Origin of the sequence: Phyllobacterium sp. 1468, assembly GCF_031455525.1 — a bacterium.
Classification (GTDB): domain Bacteria; phylum Pseudomonadota; class Alphaproteobacteria; order Rhizobiales; family Rhizobiaceae; genus Phyllobacterium.
The window spans coordinates 119,210-137,720 of sequence record NZ_JAVDSX010000002.1 but is presented as its reverse complement, the minus strand read 5'-3'; the positions used below and the strand labels follow the sequence as shown (position 1 = coordinate 137,720).

Genomic DNA, 18,511 nt, shown 5'->3' with positions numbered 1-18,511 from the left:
ACCTGCCTCTGAAGGCAGGTTGAGTTTGCTCTGGGGTGGGAGAATCGGGCCAGCTTGGAGGTCTAACTGACCCTGCTGCCGCATATCAATGTGGCAGTACCGAGATAATAGGTCAGCTGCCGATTCGGGTCTCATAACTTTGTCTAACAGGCCGTGACAAAGCTTGAAAGAACCGGGCTGTTCTAATCAGCAAGAGTGTCACATGCTACACGAAGGGACGAAACTCATCAGGAGGAGACGTGATGAAACTCAAGTTTTTCCTACCGTTTGCTGCGCTCGCTGCACTTGGTTTGGCAGCCTGCGACAACAAACCATCCGAAGGTAATACCACGCCGCCCGCGACGACATCTGAACCGGCAGCACCCGCTCCAGCACCAGCCACACCCGCCCCGGAACCCGCAAAACCAGCGCCCGCCAACTAGGCTGCAGCAACACGACACCAGACGGCCAGCTCACCCGGAGTTGGCCGTTTTCTGTTGCAAACAAGCACTCCCAGATGGGAGCTCGTACAGGCAAGCAATTGAATTTTCGAGAGAAAACCTGGTACGCCCAAGGGGAATCGAACCCCTGTTTGCGCCGTGAAAGGGCGCCGTCCTAACCGCTAGACGATGGGCGCCGCTCGGTTAAGCGGCTTATAGTGAAACAGTTTTTGCGCCGCAACCCCATAAAGCGTTCTTTTTTCGAAAAAGTGAAGTTTGTGCCGTTCATCAACCCAGCCTTGGTGCCACGCCACCCTGGCGGGGGCAGCACGTGTGCCGGCAACTCAGCCGGCCCTGCGTGAACAGCGCCAGTTCCAATCCCGCGTTGGTCCAATATCAACGTGAACTGATTCGGTGTGACAATAGGTACCGACACCCCCGCGTCCGGGCATGGAGCGGGCAAAATTGGCCAATTCCCACTTGGAAACCCCAGGAATTTGGATGTCCGCAGCAGCGCAGGACATGTGCAGCGATGCTTTCGCACCGTTGACAAGCCGGTTATAGGGCGGACTGCGATAGCCGGACGTGACAATGACGGACTTGCCGTATCTGCGTTCGATTGTCTTCAGCATACCAACGAGCTGCGGCTTAAGGCAGGCAACCTGGACGTTTTCGCGCTGCACCTTGAGACCGTTCGGCGCGAGACGTGCGAGGCCCGCGGCTGAGGCAAGAATCACTGGAGCCGCCGCGGCTTCAACATCGTCATCGTCATAAAGACTGTCGCGCTGCATGATCTGGATGCCGGCATTGGGCCGCACGCCGGGTAGCGATGATACATATTGGGTCTGGCCGGCAAAGGAGCTGGCGGCGGGTAGCGGCGATGTTGCGTGGGACGACGTATCGACTGAACGCAGTTTGGCCTGCGATTTCGGTTCGATAACGGCGACCAGACGCTTTCCGGCCGGCTTCGACAGATTATTGGAGAACAGCCGCATAAGCGCGCCATTGTTCTTTGCTGCCGTCGCTGGACGCGTCGGTTCAGGCGCAATGCCTTGCTCCGGGGATGCAGGAGCGTCATCGGCCTTGGCTGCAGACTTGCCTGTTGGGTCAGTTGCCGGAGCCTCCGCAGTTGGCTGCGGTGCTTTTTTAGGCTGGATGTCGCCTTCGCCCCGCATCGGATTGCCAAACAGCGATGTCTTGACGGGCGCTGCAACGGTTGCTGCGCTTGCAACCTGTGTCTCTTCCGTGCTGGCGGGAGGGCTCGAACCGAAAAGTGATGTTTTGACGGGGGGCTGTGCGGGAGCGGCCGCGGTTTGCTGTTCTGGGCCCTTCTGGGCTTCTGCAGCAGGCGTTGCCGGCAACGCCTTGCCATTGGCAGGTTTGACGGTTTGGTTTATGGCCTGAAGGGCACTTGGCTCAGTGCTGCCGGCCAGGGCCAGCGCTTCGGGGGTTAGCGCCTGGGTGCCACTCGACGGCATCGCGCTTTCAGTCGTGTGTGTCGTGGCATCGCTGGAGGGAGCCAGGGCAGCAGTTGCTCCAGGGCTTGAGACCGTCGAGGTGCACGATGTAGCGGCCATGGCGGAAAGCACAATGACGCATGCAACCGTACTCGCCCGAAGGGCATAAACTGAAGCTGGCAGTAATTTCAACGATTCCCCCGTCTCGTCTTTTCCGGCCGTGTAGTGTTCAGTCCGGTCCGCTTTTATAAGAGCAGAAAGCTCGCGAAGTTCTATTGAAGTGCAAATAACACCGGCAGAGAGTCGCCAGAGTTAATGAAGTTTTGTCATCTGCACAAGGCTTCAAGTATAGGCAGAATGAGGCGAAAACGTGATCGGCCACTTTCTCGCCATTGTCGTTACGTGTTCTTTCCGGTTTTCCACCGTTACAAATCGACTATTTTAAACACGCACGCGTACATATGTTCCGGGCGCATCGGCAAGAATTTCCACATGATTTTCGCCCGGTTTGCGTGCGGGAACGCGTGCTCCGTCCTGTTTTTCGATCCATTTTTCCCAGTGATTCCACCAGGAACCGGGATGTTCTTCCGCCTTGGCCAGCCATTCCTCGAATGCACCGATTGGCTTGCCGCCCGTCCAATATTGATACTTGTTCTTCGCGGGGGGATTGACGACGCCCGCTATATGACCTGAGCCCGACATGACATAGGTGATATCCCCGCCGAAATAACGGCAGCCCGTGAAGACGGAAAGCGCGGGGGCAATATGATCCTCCTTGGCCGCGAGATTATAGATCGGGATTTTGACATCGGCGAGCGAGAGGCTCTCTCCGGCAAGCTTCATCATGCCGCGCACCAGATTGTTGTCGAGATAACAATTGCGCAAATAGTAGGAGTGGTTTGCCGCGCTCATCCTTGTGGCATCGGCGTTCCAGTAAAGCAGGTCGAACGGCACGGGATCACGACCGCGCATGTAGTTGTTGACGACATAGGGCCAAATCAGATCGCCGGAGCGGAGCATGTTGAACGCCGTCGCCATTCGCGTTCCGTCCAGATAGCCTTCCGCCGACATTGCCTTTTCCAGCGCCCGGATTTGATCTTCGTCAACGAAGACCTTGAGATCGCCCGCATGGGTGAAATCCACCTGCGTCGTAAAGAGCGTTGCGCTCTTGATTCGCTCTTCACCTTCTTTGGCGAAGAGAGCGAGGGCCGCACTCAACAGCGTTCCGCCAACGCAGTAGCCGATGGCGTTCACGGCTTTTTCGCCCGTGGCTTTCTCGACCGTATCGAGCCCAAAACGGAGGCCCTCGTTGATGTAAGCCGTCCAGTCCTTCATGGCGTGGCGATGGTCGGGGTTGACCCATGAAATCACGAACACCGTGTGGCCGTGTTCCACCGCCCATTTGATGAAGGATTTCTCGGGGTTGAGGTCAAGGATGTAGAATTTGTTGATCCATGGCGGGCAAATCAGGAGAGGGCGCTTGAACACCTCCTTTGTGGCGGGCTCGTACTGGATGATTTCCGCGACTTCACTGCGGGCAATAACCTTGCCCGGAGTGGTGGCAACATTGTCGCCAAGGGCAAATTTCGTAAGGTCTGACTGACGCAGGCGAAGGTCGCCGCCTCCGGCCGCAATATCTTCCGCCAGCATCTTCATGCCGCGAACCAGATTTTCGCCGTTGCTGGCGACAGTTTCCTTGTAGAGCTCCGGATTGGTCAGCAGAAAGTTGCTCGGTGATGCCGCCGTGGTGATCTGCTTGACGTAAAATGCAGCCTTGTGCCGCGTATGATCGTCAAGTCCTTCGGCGTTTTCGACGAGATCGCCCGCCCAACGCGCTGTAACGAGATAGGCCTGCTTGAGGAAATCGAAAAAGGCGTTCTTGCCCCAGTCCTCATCGGCGAAACGCTTGTCACCCTTATCGGGCGTTACAATGTCCTCCACGTCTTCACCGCTCATGCGGCGAATGGAATTCGACCAGATCACCATATAGCTGGAAAAAAGCTTGGTCTGCGCTTCAAGGGCCCGGGCTGGCTCGGAAAGCCAATATTCGGAAACTTTGGAAAGTGTCTTCACCACGTCCGTGACGGGGTCGGCGAGCGTGTCGCGCTTCAGCCCTTTCTCGCGCGGTTCGACCCAGGCGGAAGCCGCTTTCCCGGCCTGCTCGATCATATGGGCGACATTGCGCGCAAAGGCTTCCGGATCCTTGACGACATAGTTGTCAAGGTTCGGGGTCTTGCCGCTCTTATCGCCTTGATTATCCATGCAGTCGCTTCCTCCGTCGATGCGCGATATTGACATCATATCATAAATCGGTGCTATCCCTCTAACGTGCAATTGTTACGGCAATGATGAAATCGTTTTTCGCAGTCAGGACACATAATGAACATTTCAGTCAAAAACATTATGCGCTTCTCTGTTGGCGCCATGCTCATTGCCGGCCTCGGTGCCTGCGCCAGTCCGCCCCCGGCGCCTGTGTCGAATTCGCCTCTGACCGGGCCGGTGAATACCGGTACCTATCCCCATTTCACACCTGATCCAAAAGGCGAGACCACACAGTTCACGCCGGAGGAAAAGGATGCGCTGCGATCAAGGCTTTCCGTCGCCAAGTCGGGACAAGCCGGGCCCTCCTCGGATCCTGCCGTCGCCGCCCGGAGGCAGGCCGAGATGCAACTGCTGAAGAAACAGCAGGAAGCCGATCTGAAGGCGATCGAGGGGAAGTCGACTTCGACACCACAGTGATCTCGTTTCACTTGCAGGCTGGATGCTGCTGTGCGTGGTTCGACAAGCTGACCATGAGAGAAATGAGTGGGCTGCAGGATAACGCACAGCAGCATTGCCGTTCGGCAAATCAGCAGCCTTGAAGGCACCCCGATCAAACCCTCCATGCGACCAGATACCCGCAATGATTGCTCGACCCCCGTGCCGTTTCGGTGTATAGCGCACGCCCATAACGAACCCTTTTAACCGGACCCAACCCTATGGAAGAATTTCATAAAGTTCGCCGCCTGCCACCGTACGTTTTCGAACAGGTCAATCGCCTGAAGGCGAGCGCGCGAGCGGCGGGTGCGGACATTATCGATCTCGGCATGGGCAATCCGGATTTGCCGACACCGCAGAGTATCGTCGACAAGCTGTGCGAAGCTGTTCAGGATCCGCGTACGCATCGTTATTCGTCGTCAAAGGGCATCCCGGGCTTGCGCCGCGCGCAGGCTGCCTATTACGACCGCCGGTTCGGCGTTAAGCTCAATCCCGACACCCAGGTTGTGGCGACTTTAGGCTCCAAGGAGGGCTTCGCCAATATGGCGCAGGCCATCACCGCTCCCGGCGATGTGGTGCTTTGCCCGGACCCCACCTATCCCATTCATGCTTTCGGCTTCATCATGTCGGGCGGCGTCGTTCGCTCGATCCCGGCACTCCCGGATGATCAATTCATTCCGGCCTTGGAACGCGGTGTCCGCCATTCCATTCCGAAGCCCTTGGCGCTGATTCTCAACTATCCGTCCAATCCGACCGCGCATGTTGCATCGCTGGATTTCTACAAGGATGTGGTGGCGTTTGCCCGCAAGAATGAAATCATCATTCTGTCGGATCTGGCCTATTCGGAAATCTATTTCGACGGTGCGCCACCGCCTTCCATCCTGCAGGTACCCGGCGCCATCGACGTTGCTGTTGAGTTCACCTCCATGTCCAAGACTTTCTCCATGCCGGGATGGCGCATGGGATTTGCAGTCGGCAACGAGCGGCTGATTTCGGCGCTGACCCGTGTCAAATCCTATCTCGACTATGGCGCGTTTACGCCTATCCAGGTTGCTGCTGCCTCGGCATTGAATGGGGACGGCTCGGACATTGCGGAGGTGCGCAATGTTTACAAGCATCGCCGTGACGTGCTGGTGGAGAGCTTCGGCCGTGCTGGCTGGGACATACCTGCGCCGGCTGCGACCATGTTCGCCTGGGCACCCATCCCGGAGAAGTTCCGCAGCCTCGGTTCGCTGGAGTTCTCCAAGCTGCTGATCGAGCACGCGGACGTCGCCGTCGCGCCCGGTATCGGCTTCGGTGAGCATGGCGATGATTATATCCGCGTCGCGCTTGTCGAGAACGAACATCGTATTCGTCAGGCCGCCCGCAATCTCAAGCGGTTTCTTTCAACCGCGGAAGAGAAATTGCATAACGTCATTTCGTTGAATGCGCATCGTTAAGAACGACCCATAAGCGGTGGTGCCGGCACGGAATCGCGGCGCCTTTGGGCGCCGTCACAATGAAAATTCAGGGATTTTGAATAATGAGTGAAGCGCTGCGCGTGGGAATCGCCGGACTGGGTACCGTTGGTGCCTCGGTTCTGAAAATATTGCGTGACAAGGGTGAAATGCTCACGCGTCAGTGCGGCAAGGAAATCATCGTCACCGCCGTATCGGCTCGGGACGCCAAGCGCGATCGCGGCGTGGATTACTCGTCCGCTACGTGGTTCGACGATCCGGTTGCGTTGGCCAAGTCCAACAATATAGATGTCTTTATTGAACTGATTGGCGGAGATGAAGGGCCAGCGCGTGCCTCGGTCGAAGCCGCATTGCGGTCGGGTCGGCACGTGGTCACCGCCAACAAAGCCCTTCTCGCCAAGCACGGCGTTTCGCTTGCGAAAATCGCGGAAGACAAGGGCGTTCTCCTGAATTTCGAAGCGGCGGTTGCTGGCGGTATTCCGGTGATCAAGGCCTTGCGCGAATCCCTGACCGGCAACACGGTTTCGCGCGTTTACGGCATCATGAACGGCACCTGCAATTATATCCTCACGAGAATGTGGGACGAGGGAATTTCCTTCGAGGATTGCCTGGCAGATGCGCAGCGTCTCGGTTATGCAGAAGCTGATCCGACCTTCGACATCGAAGGCAACGACACGGCGCACAAGCTTGCGATCCTGACCAGTCTTGCTTTCGGTACGCAAATTGCCGCGGACGATATTTATCTCGAAGGTATCAGCAATATCTCGCTGGCTGATATCAAGGCGGCCGACGAGCTCGGCTATCGCATCAAGCTTTTGGGCGTGGCGCTCAAGACCGAGAGCGGTATCGAACAACGCGTGCACCCAACGATGGTGCCGGTCGAATCTGTCATCGCGCAGGTGCAAGGCGTCACCAATGCGGTCGCGATTGAGACCGATCTCTTGGGTGAATTGCTTCTATCGGGTCCTGGGGCAGGCGGTGCGGCAACCGCGTCCGCCGTCATTGGCGATCTCGCCGATATTGCGAAAAGCCGGCCGGGCTTCCAGCATGGGCCTGTGTTTGGAACGCCAGCCAAAGCGCTCGCGCCGTATAAACGCGCCAAGATGCGTGCGCATGAGGGCGGTTACTTTATCCGCCTGACGGTGCACGACCGGGCCGGTGTGTTCGCTGCCATCGCCAAACGCATGGCCGACAATGACATTTCGCTCGAATCGATCGTTCAGCGGCAGAGCGCCACCGACCAGCCGGAAGCGACGAAGACAGTTATTCTCGTGACCCATGAGACGACTGAGGCGGCGGTGAAGAAGGCGCTCGAAGGTATCGTCAAAGACGGGCATGCGACCGACAAACCGCAGATGATCCGCATAGAGCGGGCGGGCTGAAGCTGGTAAAAACTTTGGCTACAGCGTTTAATCGATTAGCTTTTTCGGCAATGCCGTTTTCTTGCCGTGCAGGTCTTGCCGCTGCGTTTCGACTTTGACAAAAGGTTTGCATAGCAATGCTAGGGAGGGCCGTATTCATCCGGAATGCGGCATGTCCACACCAACGCAGGGATTACTATGCTGAAAACCACCGACCAGAATGAAGCGGGTCTCGACCGCATTTTGACGCTCGAACTCGTGCGCGTTACCGAGCGGGCGGCTGTTGCTGCCGCACGTCTGCGCGGACGTGGCGACGAGATGGCGGCGGATCAGGCGGCCGTTGACGCGATGCGCCAGGAACTTAATCGCCTGCCCATCGCAGGTACAGTTGTAATCGGCGAGGGTGAACGTGACGAAGCGCCGATGCTCTACATTGGCGAGGAAGTCGGTACACGCAATGGACCGGAAGTTGATATCGCGCTCGATCCACTGGAAGGCACGACCATCTGCGCCAAGAACCTGCCCAACTCGCTCGCCGTTATTGCCATCGCCGAAAAGGGTAATCTTCTCTACGCACCCGATGTTTACATGGAAAAGATCGCCGTCGGACCCGGCTATCCCGCCGGTATCATCAATCTGGACGCGCCCGCCATCGAGAACATCATGGCTGTGGCCAAGGCCAAGGGCGTGCCGGTCAATGAAATCACAGCATGCATCATGGATCGCCCGCGTCATGCACGGCTGATTGAAGAGGTGCGCGCCACGGGTGCCGCCATCCGGCTGATCGGCGATGGGGACGTCGCGGGCGTCATCCACACGACCGATCCCGATGAAACCGGTATCGACATCTATATCGGCATCGGTGGTGCGCCGGAGGGGGTTCTGGCGGCTGCTGCCCTGCGTTGCATCGGTGGTCAGATGCAGGGGCGCCTGCAATTGAATAGCGACGACAAGATCGCCCGTGCCGCCAAGATGGGCATCAGCGATCCCAAGAAGATCTACACAATGGAAGAGATGGCCAAGGGTGACGTGCTGTTTGCCGCAACGGGTGTTACCGATGGCAATATGTTGTCCGGCGTAAAATTCGCACGGAACTACATCGAAACCCACACCGTAGTCATGCGTTCCCACTCGCAGACAGTCCGCGAAATCAAGGCGAAGCATCAGGATATGGCGAAGTTCCAGTAAGAACACCGCTCCGACGACCCGAGCTGCCGGTCCGAATGGGCCGGCAGTTTTAATTTTAAGCCTGTTTACTCACAAATGTCTCTGTACCCTATTGGAACGACAGGATTTTTGCTATTTTGCTCTGAGAGGGATTCATTCGGGCGGGACAACCATGAATATCCAGCACAGAATAGCCGGTTGCGCGTTGTTGATCGCCGTGGGCTCGACACAGTACTCTATACTCCATGCACAGGAAGCAGATCCTGATCTTATTCAAGGTTATCGTTCCGGGGATATTCTGATCAGTCTGCCTGACACATCCGGCCCGTTCACCGTAATCAGCCGCACCAGCGATCCGCAGAATTTCAGTGCGACAATAGAATATGGCGGGCTGGATGCGCGTGCCATTGTCTCGATCAATGGTGTAAGAGCCAGCAATGTGCCTGGTATCTATCCGGTGAGGGACGGACCGGACGACCCCGTCGTGCGCAGCCTCCTTGATCAGGCTTTTCAATACCATAGCACCCAGCCCGGCCAGATCGCGCAGCGGACGAATGTTAGCTATGGCAACCGGGCGATGGCCTGTGTCAGTTCCGACGATCCGCAGAAGAAAGATGATTTTTTGGTTTGCGCTACCGGCGTTCTTGGTCGTTATCTGCTTATCCAACCCGTAATAAACTACAGGCTGAGTTCCAAGGAACTCGTTGACCGCCAGCTTACAGACTTCGCGTCGTCTGTCGCCTCCGCCGTGAGCGCCCTCGCGCTGCCACCTGGGAACTGAGCAGGACCAGCAAAAGCCGTTGGATAGGTCTTTCGAAGCATTGCATTCAATGCCGCCGGGTGATTAACCGGAGCGATGGTTCCAGAACGGCTTTTCCTCGGCGTTGAACAATCGGCAACTGGTCTGAAATGGATCGACCGGCTCGGGCAACGCGAAGCCAATATCGCGCTGGCGATGGCGCAAAACCACGGCTTTCCGGACCTGGTAACGCGGGTTTTGGCAGGCCGGGGCGTCGGGCTGGAGGAGGCGATTGCCTTCATGGACCCGACGATCAGGAGCCTTATGCCTGATCCCGCTTCGCTGACTGACATGAACAGGGCGGCCGAGCGCCTCGCCAGAGCGATCGCAGCCCGCGAGAAGGTCGCAATTTTCGGCGATTATGACGTTGATGGCGCCTGTTCTTCGGCGATCCTGTCGCGTTTTCTCACCCATTATGGCATTGCCAACCGGATTTACATCCCGGACCGGATATTCGAAGGTTACGGCCCTAATCCCGCCGCCATGCAGGAACTGGCGCAGCAGGCGTCGCTTATCGTCACCGTGGATTGCGGCACCAACAGCGCGGCCGCGATCGCGGCGGCAAAGGACGCCGGTGCCGATGTGGTGGTGCTCGATCACCATCAGGTTGGCGGCGAACTACCCGCGGCGGCCCACGCGGTGGTCAATCCCAATCGCGAGGACGATTTGTCGGGACAGGGCCATCTTTGCGCCGCCGGGGTCGTCTTCCTGACACTGGTGCAGACGTCGCGTGTGCTGCGCGAGCAGCACGTCAATCTCGGCATTCTTAGCCCGGACCTTCTGTCACTGCTTGATCTCGTGGCGCTTGCCACGGTTTGCGATGTCGTGCCGCTGAGGGGACTCAACCGGGCTTTCGTGGTCAAAGGGATACTCGTTGCGCGCGCCCAGCAGAATGCCGGCCTCTCGGCGCTGGCACGGGTGTCGCGCATCGGCGAGCCGCTAAATGCCTTTCATTTCGCATACTTAGTGGGTCCCCGGATAAATGCAGGCGGTAGGATCGGCGATGCCGGGCTGGGTGCAAGGCTGCTGACGCTCGACGATCCGAACGAAGCGATGCGTATTGCCGAGGAACTCGATCGCCTGAACCAGGAGCGCCAGGCGATGGAAACCATCATGCTGGAACAGGCAGAGGCCGAGGCGATGGTCGAGCTCTCCGCCGGGTCCGGACCGGCGGTTCTGGTCACCGCCAGCGATGATTGGCACCCTGGCATCGTCGGGTTGATCGCGGCACGGCTGAAGGAGCGGACGCGGCGACCGGCCTTCGCGATAGCATTCAACGCCAATGGTACGGGGAGCGGTTCGGGCCGTTCGATCAACGGTTTCGACCTTGGAAAACTGGTGCGAAACGCCGTCGAACAGGGGTTTCTCGTCAAAGGCGGTGGTCACGCGATGGCGGCCGGAATCACCGTGGAACGCAACAAAATGGCGGCTTTACGCGCGTTTTTCGAGGAAAGCGCCGGCGAAATGGTCGGCCAGTTGCGTGGCAACGCCTCGCTTGCCATCGATGGCGCGCTAAGCGCTGCCGGGGCGACTGTGCCGCTCTACGAGACGATGGAAAGGGCGGGTCCCTTTGGTTCCGGCCACCCTCAACCGGTGCTGGTTTTGCCGCATCACAGGCTGGTTGATGCAAGGAGGGTCGGGACGAGCCACGTCAAGGCAACGCTGGAGGGCGCGGACGGCAAACGCATCAATGCGATAGCGTTTCGGGCGATTGGAAGTGCGCTCGGAGACTTCCTTTTCAAGGAGCTAGGGCAGTCGCTCCACGTGGCGGGGAACCTTGCGCTCAACCATTGGAACGGCTCGACCACGACGCAGTTCCGCATCCTCGACGCCGCAAAAGCCGTGTGAGCTTCCGAAATTCTTGCGTGAGTTCCAATTATTTTTGCGCAAGAATCGCCGATTCTTGCATAAGAATTGGCGAAACTTATCCTCACTTTTCGCAGATTCCTGTTCCAATTTCTTGCGATCCGTGTTCTAGTTTTGTTCTCAGTTGAGAACTTGAACCCATGCGTAAACCGACCCACACCGAAAAGCTTTATCTGGATTTCGACAGCTTCTTTGCCAGCGCCGAGCAACAGCTCAATCCGGCCCTGCAAGGACGCCCGGTTGCAGTCGTGCCACTGGACTCGCCTCATACGAGTGTCATCGCCGCCAGCCGCCAGGCAAAGCCCTTCGGCATCAAGACCGGGACGAGTGTTGCCGAGGCGAAGCAGAAATGTCCCGACATCGTCTTCATAGAGGCACGACCGGACATATACGTAAAGTTGCATAATCGCATCCTCGAGACGATCGAGCGCTGCGTGCCGATTGCTGCCGTCCGCTCCATCGACGAGGTCGCTTGCAACCTGTTGCAATCCGAAGCGCGTGACGCGCCGGGCCTGGCGGCGCGGATCAAGCGCGCCTTGCACGATGAAATCGGCCCGATCCTCACCTGTTCGATCGGCATTTCCGTCAATGAGCTTCTGGCCAAGATCGCGGCGGAAATGGACAAGCCGGATGGCTTCGTGCTGCTCGAGCATGACGATCTGCCCGGGCGCCTGTTCGATCTGGAACTGCGCGACCTGCCGGGCATCTCCAAAGGCATGACGGCGCGCCTCGGCGAGGCGGGCGTCAGCGACATCCGCGGCCTGTGGAACCTTGCGCCGAAGCACGCCCGCGCCATCTGGAACAGCGTCGAAGGCGAGCGCTTCGTTGCCGCGCTGCATGGCTACGCGGTGGAAAAGCCGGAGACGATCAAGCGCATGTTCGGCCATGGCCGCAACCTGCCGCCGGACTGGCGCGCGCCGGAAAAGGTGCTGCAATGCGCGAGGCTGCTCAGCCTGAGCGCTGCTCGCCGCCTGCGCCGCTCGCATTACCGCGCCGGGGCGATGAGCTATACGGTCGGGGTCAGGCGCGACAGCCGCGTGACACTGGAAGGCCAGTTCCGCCCGGCGCGCGACGATCATACTTTCCTGAGTTGTCTCAATGATCTGCACGCGAAAATGATTGCAGCGGGTGAGATGCGCAACATCAGCTCGGTCACGGTGGTTCTGCATGATCTGTCGGCGGAAGAGGAGGCCAGCCGTGACCTGTTCGACACCGGGACAAGTGTGAGGCAGCGCGGACAGTGGGAACGCGTCTCGGACGTGCTCGACACGATTCGGGTGCGGCATGGGTCGAAGGCACTCAACCTTGGTCCGAACCACGGCCCGGGCAATTATATCGGCTCCAAGATCGCATTCGGGCGGATACCGGAAGCGGAGGATTTTTGAGGGGTGCGGTTGCTTCGCGTGCAACGCGCCATGCTCCTACTTCCCTCATGGTGAGCTTGTCGAACCACGCACAGCCGTTTTGCGTGGTTCGACAAGCTCACCATGAGGGAGCCGCGTCGTTCTATTTTCAGGCCCGTCGATGACCTTTTCCGCAAAGCTTGCGCAGAGCGACAATCGCCGCGAAGCTCCGGCAAGGCAGGTGTTGCAACTGGATCTAGCCGGGCGCATCGTCATCGCCGCTGCCTTGGGCATCCAAAACGCGCGCCGGCAATCGAGGAGTTGAAGAGATCGGGCCATGGCTGATCGCGCGATGAATGACGTCCCTGTCAAGTGGAGGGGCGTCAAAGTCTTTTTGGAAGAACCGGCTAGGCGGCTTTTGCCACGTTGGCGCTAAGCCAATTCGTACCGGGTACTTGAGCGCCGTAAGTTGCCCGTCCAGCGCCGGGGGCTAACGGGAGCACGATCACACCGTCGTCACTGTCAATGACCGTACGAAGGTGATCGCGTATTGCTCCAGACTGATATGGGGAATCCAGATGTTCGATCTGGCGCAACTTGCGCGGGAACTAGGGAATTTCCTCCCTGCTGATCGACTAGCGGCGGGATCGGGGGCAGCGCCAGAGACCGCTGCTAGTGCCAATCAAGAAGGTAATAGATCAGCGCCACGATAGGAAACAGCACGAAGGGTGTCGCTATGAACACCACCTTGGCGAACACGGGCCGGGCCATGACAACCTGATAAAGGAACGGCGTCATGGCCAACATGAGGAGCAAGGTAATAATTGCCACCTCACCTTTTGTTGTCACGACCGCAGGGCCGACAAATTTCCCCAAGGTGAAGCCCACCATCGGGGAAGCAGCTTTGAGCGTATCGATAAGGTTTCTTGTCCTGTCCATTTACCGCAAAAGACCCGCAACTACCGTCGGCACTGGGATGAAGAAGAAAAAGCAGGCAACTACCCACGTGATTGCAGTGAAGTGATGATCCGCACTGATAATTTCGCGATAATAGATTTGGCCAGCAGTCATGCAGAGAACCGCCACCACGAGGATTTGCCAAAGCTGGGTAAACAGCATCCAGCCAATGGCTGCCCCGATCATGATGCCCCACATCGGAGCGAGGACTTTGAGTACGTCGATGAATGTCTTCTTTGTTTCCATGCCGGAAGCACTACCAGCCCCGGATTTAAACCAGCGTCAAAATCTTCCGTAAGGTTTTACCCATCCGTAAATCAGTGCTAGAGCCCGCCGCTATTTGGGTTCCTGTTCTTCCTCGGCTGCATCTAGGCGTTTTAGGAGGTCCTCGAACGTTTCGTCAGTTGCCGGGGCCTCGGCTGCGCTCCAGCGCGATCCGCGTCTGGATGAGAATGCAGACCGCCTTGCCCGGACGGTGATGAAGCTGTTTGACCAAAGGGGTGCGTGATGCAAAGCTCATCGCCGTTAAGGCCGCCGACGAAGAGATTGAGGTCTCGGAGATCGCAGCGAACCGCCACAGCGCCCTCCGTTGAGGGCTCTTTTACACGTTTACGAACCAGCCTTCCTTTAACAGCGACGGAATGGCCTTCACGTTGGGCTTTGAAAGATATCTCGGGGTGTTATCCGCTGCGTAGACCTGTCTCGTTGCGTAGGACGCAATTCGGGAGTTCATTTGCCAAACGAGGTCGGGGGGCATTTCTAGTGTAGTCTCGTCGCCATCCTCGAATTCTCCCCAAAGCAGCAAACGCCGGGTGACCGGAAAGATGAGCACCGTTTCGCGCGTTCCATATCCAATCGGGCTATATGCGGTCGGTTGCCGTTTGTCGAACAGACATACCGGATGATCAGAGGTTATGAAGTCGCCCGCTTCTGGAGCGGCTTTGAAAAGCGTCCATCTTCGATTACCAAACACGTGAATAAGCTTTGTATAGCTTCGGATTTCCATGCTCGCGTGGCCGGTGGTAGTGGTCAATATATCGTACTCTCCACGATCCACGAATTCACGCAGCTGCTCGTAAGTGACGTTTCCTTTCGTTGCGTATCCTTCGCGCTCCATTCGGCGTGTCACCGCTTCCCATCGATCCTTGGAAGAAAGAGAAATGTCCATAATCCGCTTGTAGAGGCCACTTAGCGAGGACGCCATGTTTCCTCGTAATCGAGGGTTTCGAATAGCCAAGATCATGATCATCGTTACGACGGTTTCGAGGTCTTGGGTATTGGGCCGGGTTAGCGATTCCTCTGCCGCGATGCGCTTGATTGCCAGCGCGACTTCGCCCTCAATCTTTGCATAGAAATGCTCAACGTCATTCGGCCCAACACCCTCGATTTCAACGCGATTGAAATCACGCTGTCCGGCAACGTTACGCACCGCCGACGTGTACGCCTTCCTTTTGATCCGATCCACAACGAACAATTGAGCTTGACGCTTCACACCGTGGGAAAAACCACGAAGGTAGCCTTGCGGGACAAAGTGATGGTTTCGAGCTTCGGACATCCCTCAAGGTACAATGCTTATGTGGCGTATGTGAAGGTCGCAGAGCCGTCATCCTCAGCAACGTTTAGCCTCTCCCGACGCCCGGCCTTGGCCCGATCTCTATTTTGACCTCGCCCTTGCGCGTGCACGCGGAGCAACGGAGCTTCGCTTCTACGTCCTTTACGCTCATCGAGGCCGGGCTATTTGCAGCGCGATAGAGGGCCTTGGGGTCGAGCAGGACAGCGTGATTGCAGCGCGTACAGGTGACGCGGAGGACTTGCCAAGGGGAGAAATCGTGAAGGCGCATTGCGAACGTAGTCTCCAGAAAAATGTGGTTCGCAACACGAGGTCAAATTTACCGCCGTTCACGGGCTTGAGCAATCGCTCGAAACAGGTTTTCGTTTTCGTTCCTGGGAGAGAAAAAGAGGCCGGAATGCCAAATGCCTCTAATTGCGTCGCCTGCTGCAATGTTACATATCGGTAAAATGCTTGGCATTTTCGCAACGCCTTTTGGAAACAAACCGCTTTAAGCTGGCTGCGCCCAACGGAGTTTGAAGAATGGTTCGCTATCTATTGATGTCTTTCACATATATCGCTTTGCAACTAAGCCCGGCCCACGCCGGCGACATACCATTCGAAGGCAAGTGGCAACAGATTGCTTCTACCGGCGGTGAATGCCGAACGTGCGCGGTTGAATTCAAATTCGCGGGCGCATTGCTCAGCGTCAATGCGAATAATGGATGGAACGCCACCGCCCAACATGTTTCGGACTCTTCCACGTCGGCATCTGCGAACGGCCGTTGGAGCAAGGACGCTGGCTATCTCGCAGGTTCGCCGTTCAGGGCATTCTTCGAGATAGTGGATTCACGCTTGTTCATGAAAATGTTCGTTCGAAAGAAGGACGGATCGATGATGGCGATCAAAGCCGTCTTTGAGCGACCGTCTCGACCAACCGCATAAGCCGATGATGGTTTTCATGCACCTAACATCTCGCAATGCCATGGAGGAACGCGATTCGCGGTTTGGGCGAATTCGAGACCGGGAAAACGGTCACTAGGAAAGATACCGGAAACGAAATGCGTATAATATAATTGTCTTGTTATTTCAACATGTTACGGCACAATGAAGCGCCCCATGATGGAGGTCGGTGGATGGCCGATACAGGGCGAATGCAGCTGTCAAAGTGCGGCCAGCATGCTAAAGCGGATGCTGGTCCGAATTCGCACAAGAGGAGACAGATATGGGTATTGTGAAACTGGCTGCCGCCCTTGTGGCCTTATCCATGCTTGCCGGCTGCAATAGCACGAGCTCGCGCAACAGCTGGCAGAGGCGGGTGGAGGACTATTTCATGAACCCGGCCCGGTCCTGTGCATCCGGCTATTATGATTGCACGCTTCGCAGCAGCAACAGGGCTCGCGACCAGAGCCACAGCATCCGGCACTGAAGTCATGCGCGATGCGGCGCAGGCTCAACCCGCCGGCGGCGGCAAGGCCGCGATCTGTTCCTGCAGCCGCAGGAACGGACCGGGGCTGAGTTCCGCCGGCTGCATGTAGGGATTGGAGAAGGCATAGATGAGAAAACAGGATAACGCCTGTATAGGCGCCGAAAAGTGAGATCAGGATGACATTGCGGCGCGTCGGCGGATAGGAGTAATAGGCCAGCGCAATGAAGATCATCCCGGAAATGGCGGCGAACCAGAATATGCCGCTGAGGGCATCGGCAACGGTGCTCTCGCGCTTGGTGCGGCTTTCCGAGACAAGGTAAATCCGGTCTAGCATGTGGTTGCGCAGGCTTTGCTGGCGCGGATTTGTCGGCACCAGATCGAGGATCGCGCGATAGGCTTCATCCCACTGCGTCCAGGCCTCCGGCGAGAGCCGGTTATTCCGGCCAAGCTCGGGCCATTCCTTGACGATGACGACACGGATATAGTCGGAGAGTTCCTTCTGGATCTTCACCTTCTGCGTGTCGCCATAGCGCCCGGCATCGAAATAGACATCGGCGATGGCATTGGCCTCGGTAGCGGTCTGAAGCCGGAGTTGCTGGTAGCTGAACATTTCCTGCGCAAAAACCAGCGCCAGGATCAGCCCATGCAAGGCCGAGACGCGGAAGACGACCGAACTTGCGAGATCCCTTTCATGGGTCTCGTGCTCATTGCCGCTCATCCAACGCATCAGGAAATAGCAGGCGAGGGTCAGCGCAATAGTGCCGCCAACGAATAAGGCACCGATGAAAATCCCCAACACCATGCATGTCTCCCGCCAGACGGCTGTTCGAGGGCTGGCCGCCTGCGTAGAGCGGCGCGACAACAGCGAAACCGATACAACCTATGGTATTCGCCGGGCAGCAATCTACGTGGTTTTGGCCGAAACGCTACTGGGATCAGCCTTTTGTGCCCATGCCAGCCGCTTCGAGGATGAGTGCTGCCACGGCGTCTGGTTGCGAGATCATGGAAACGTGGCTCGCTTCGAGCTCGATTGTTTTTGCGCCCATGCGTTTTGCCATGAAGCGTTCGAGATCGGGATTGATCGTGCGATCATTTCTGGAGACTGCGTAAAAGCTCGGCTTGGATCGCCAGGCGGCCTGTGTCGTCTTGCCGGCCAGAAGGGCCTTGTTGAAAGGTGCCTGGACGGCAAAGAGGACTTTTGCCTGCTTCTCGGGTACGTCGCCCGCGAAGTCGTGGAGGAAGGCCTGCTCGCTCAGCCGGCCCTCATCGCCATCGAAAACGATGCCGGCGGTGGCCGGGGGTGTCGGATAGGTCTTGGCCAGCGCGGTATAGTCTTCGCCGGCATCCGGAGCGCGGGCGGCGATATAGACCAGCGCGGAGACATTCGGATGCACACCGGCTTCCGTGACGATCATTCCGGAAAATGAATGCCCGACAAGAACGGTCGGCCCGTCCTGGCGGTCGAGAACCCGCTTGGCGGCGGCAACAGCCTCCGGAAGCGTCGTCAACGGGTTTTGCACCGAGGTCACGTTCAACCCTGCTTCCTGAAGGCGGCCTATGACGTCAACCCAGCAGGAACCGTCAGCAAACAGCCCATGGACAAGCACAACGTTCTTTGCCTTGACGATGTCTTGGGCGAAAACCCGTTTTTGAAGGAGGCCAAGGGCGGCACTGGATGCGAGTGTCGCGGTAAACATACGGCGGGTCATAAGCGTCATAACGATTCCTATCCTGTCGGCTGCCGGGGAGAAATTCGGTCATTACGGTTGCATTCGGTGGATGGATTGTAGCAGGGATAGTCCACCGGCGAAAATGGCATCGGCAGAAAGCTCCATCTGTCTCCGGCAGCCGGTTTGTCCGCTGGCTGGTCGCGCGGGGGAACGGCACGAAGACAGCGAATGTTCTTCTGCAGGCGTCGGAACCAATCAATCTCAATCTCGTTTAACACAG

General features: G+C 57.6%; 15 protein-coding genes and 1 tRNA gene. 8 read left to right on the top strand and 8 right to left on the bottom strand.

Translation table 11 applies throughout. The annotated features are described in order from the left end of the window. The first annotated feature begins 242 nt into the window (after positions 1 to 242). Positions 243 to 422 carry a hypothetical protein gene (locus J2X72_RS06125; RefSeq protein WP_210004449.1) on the top strand — a complete coding sequence of 60 codons (180 nt, stop codon included), beginning with the start codon at positions 243 to 245 and terminating at the stop codon, positions 420 to 422. 119 nt (positions 423 to 541) lie between these two features. Here the strand turns inward: J2X72_RS06125 and J2X72_RS06120 are convergent. The 3 genes from J2X72_RS06120 to phaC form a co-directional block, all read right to left on the bottom strand. Further along, positions 542 to 616 (bottom strand) — tRNA-Glu (locus J2X72_RS06120). Between the two features lie 147 nt (positions 617 to 763). Then, a complete protein-coding gene (locus J2X72_RS06115; RefSeq protein ID WP_310069704.1) occupies positions 764 to 2,068 on the bottom strand; it encodes a D-Ala-D-Ala carboxypeptidase family metallohydrolase in 1,305 nt (434 codons plus the stop codon). A 249-nt stretch (positions 2,069 to 2,317) separates the two neighbouring features. Further along, complete coding sequence (phaC, locus tag J2X72_RS06110) at positions 2,318 to 4,138, bottom strand: class I poly(R)-hydroxyalkanoic acid synthase (RefSeq protein ID WP_310069702.1); 1,821 nt, start codon at positions 4,136 to 4,138, stop codon at positions 2,318 to 2,320. Between the two features lie 117 nt (positions 4,139 to 4,255). Between phaC and J2X72_RS06105 the strand changes: the two genes are divergently transcribed. The 7 genes from J2X72_RS06105 to J2X72_RS06075 all read left to right on the top strand — a co-directional run bounded on the left by J2X72_RS06105 (position 4,256) and on the right by J2X72_RS06075 (position 12,668). After that, positions 4,256 to 4,615: a hypothetical protein gene (locus J2X72_RS06105; RefSeq protein ID WP_210004462.1), complete on the top strand. Its 360-nt coding sequence runs from the start codon at positions 4,256 to 4,258 to the stop codon at positions 4,613 to 4,615. Positions 4,616 to 4,854: 239 nt separating this feature from the next. After that, positions 4,855 to 6,072 carry an LL-diaminopimelate aminotransferase gene (locus J2X72_RS06100; RefSeq protein ID WP_210004464.1) on the top strand — a complete coding sequence of 406 codons (1,218 nt, stop codon included), beginning with the start codon at positions 4,855 to 4,857 and terminating at the stop codon, positions 6,070 to 6,072. 83 nt (positions 6,073 to 6,155) lie between these two features. Beyond that, positions 6,156 to 7,472 (top strand): homoserine dehydrogenase, encoded by a 1,317-nt coding sequence (locus J2X72_RS06095; protein WP_310069699.1) that lies wholly within the window; start codon positions 6,156 to 6,158, stop codon positions 7,470 to 7,472. A 177-nt stretch (positions 7,473 to 7,649) separates the two neighbouring features. After that, a complete protein-coding gene (glpX, locus tag J2X72_RS06090; RefSeq protein WP_310069697.1) occupies positions 7,650 to 8,639 on the top strand; it encodes a class II fructose-bisphosphatase in 990 nt (329 codons plus the stop codon). A 151-nt stretch (positions 8,640 to 8,790) separates the two neighbouring features. Next, complete coding sequence (locus J2X72_RS06085) at positions 8,791 to 9,399, top strand: hypothetical protein (protein ID WP_210004475.1); 609 nt, start codon at positions 8,791 to 8,793, stop codon at positions 9,397 to 9,399. Between the two features lie 75 nt (positions 9,400 to 9,474). After that, positions 9,475 to 11,265, top strand: coding sequence for a single-stranded-DNA-specific exonuclease RecJ (gene recJ, locus J2X72_RS06080; RefSeq protein WP_310069695.1), 1,791 nt, complete (start codon positions 9,475 to 9,477; stop codon positions 11,263 to 11,265). Between the two features lie 158 nt (positions 11,266 to 11,423). Then, complete coding sequence (locus tag J2X72_RS06075; protein WP_310069692.1) at positions 11,424 to 12,668, top strand: type VI secretion protein ImpB; 1,245 nt, start codon at positions 11,424 to 11,426, stop codon at positions 12,666 to 12,668. Positions 12,669 to 13,298: 630 nt separating this feature from the next. On the opposite strand, the gene J2X72_RS06070 is transcribed toward J2X72_RS06075, so the two are convergent. From J2X72_RS06070 to J2X72_RS06050, 5 genes are all read right to left on the bottom strand, one after another. Beyond that, complete coding sequence (locus J2X72_RS06070; protein WP_310069689.1) at positions 13,299 to 13,565, bottom strand: hypothetical protein; 267 nt, start codon at positions 13,563 to 13,565, stop codon at positions 13,299 to 13,301. Beyond that, the gene (locus J2X72_RS06065; RefSeq protein ID WP_310069687.1) at positions 13,566 to 13,829 is read right to left on the bottom strand and encodes a hypothetical protein; all 264 of its coding nucleotides are present in this window, start codon (positions 13,827 to 13,829) and stop codon (positions 13,566 to 13,568) included. A 355-nt stretch (positions 13,830 to 14,184) separates the two neighbouring features. Continuing rightward, positions 14,185 to 15,138, bottom strand: a complete 954-nt coding sequence (locus tag J2X72_RS06060) for a DUF4238 domain-containing protein (RefSeq protein WP_310069685.1) — start codon at positions 15,136 to 15,138, stop codon at positions 14,185 to 14,187. 1,325 nt (positions 15,139 to 16,463) lie between these two features. Next, positions 16,464 to 17,363, bottom strand: a complete 900-nt coding sequence (locus tag J2X72_RS06055; RefSeq protein ID WP_310069682.1) for a hypothetical protein — start codon at positions 17,361 to 17,363, stop codon at positions 16,464 to 16,466. 133 nt (positions 17,364 to 17,496) lie between these two features. Beyond that, positions 17,497 to 18,279 (bottom strand): alpha/beta hydrolase, encoded by a 783-nt coding sequence (locus tag J2X72_RS06050; RefSeq protein WP_310069680.1) that lies wholly within the window; start codon positions 18,277 to 18,279, stop codon positions 17,497 to 17,499. Positions 18,280 to 18,511: the final 232 nt, after the last annotated feature.

Coding starts and splice junctions, on each gene's coding strand:
- J2X72_RS06125 (WP_210004449.1), top strand. CDS start 243: ATGAAACTCAAGTTTTTCCTACCGTTTGCTGCGCTCGCTGCACTTGGT.
- phaC (WP_310069702.1), bottom strand. CDS start 4,138: ATGGATAATCAAGGCGATAAGAGCGGCAAGACCCCGAACCTTGACAAC.
- J2X72_RS06105 (WP_210004462.1), top strand. CDS start 4,256: ATGAACATTTCAGTCAAAAACATTATGCGCTTCTCTGTTGGCGCCATG.
- J2X72_RS06100 (WP_210004464.1), top strand. CDS start 4,855: ATGGAAGAATTTCATAAAGTTCGCCGCCTGCCACCGTACGTTTTCGAA.
- J2X72_RS06095 (WP_310069699.1), top strand. CDS start 6,156: ATGAGTGAAGCGCTGCGCGTGGGAATCGCCGGACTGGGTACCGTTGGT.
- glpX (WP_310069697.1), top strand. CDS start 7,650: ATGCTGAAAACCACCGACCAGAATGAAGCGGGTCTCGACCGCATTTTG.
- J2X72_RS06085 (WP_210004475.1), top strand. CDS start 8,791: ATGAATATCCAGCACAGAATAGCCGGTTGCGCGTTGTTGATCGCCGTG.
- recJ (WP_310069695.1), top strand. CDS start 9,475: ATGGTTCCAGAACGGCTTTTCCTCGGCGTTGAACAATCGGCAACTGGT.
- J2X72_RS06075 (WP_310069692.1), top strand. CDS start 11,424: ATGCGTAAACCGACCCACACCGAAAAGCTTTATCTGGATTTCGACAGC.
- J2X72_RS06070 (WP_310069689.1), bottom strand. CDS start 13,565: ATGGACAGGACAAGAAACCTTATCGATACGCTCAAAGCTGCTTCCCCG.
- J2X72_RS06065 (WP_310069687.1), bottom strand. CDS start 13,829: ATGGAAACAAAGAAGACATTCATCGACGTACTCAAAGTCCTCGCTCCG.
- J2X72_RS06060 (WP_310069685.1), bottom strand. CDS start 15,138: ATGTCCGAAGCTCGAAACCATCACTTTGTCCCGCAAGGCTACCTTCGT.
- J2X72_RS06055 (WP_310069682.1), bottom strand. CDS start 17,363: ATGGTGTTGGGGATTTTCATCGGTGCCTTATTCGTTGGCGGCACTATT.
- J2X72_RS06050 (WP_310069680.1), bottom strand. CDS start 18,279: ATGACGCTTATGACCCGCCGTATGTTTACCGCGACACTCGCATCCAGT.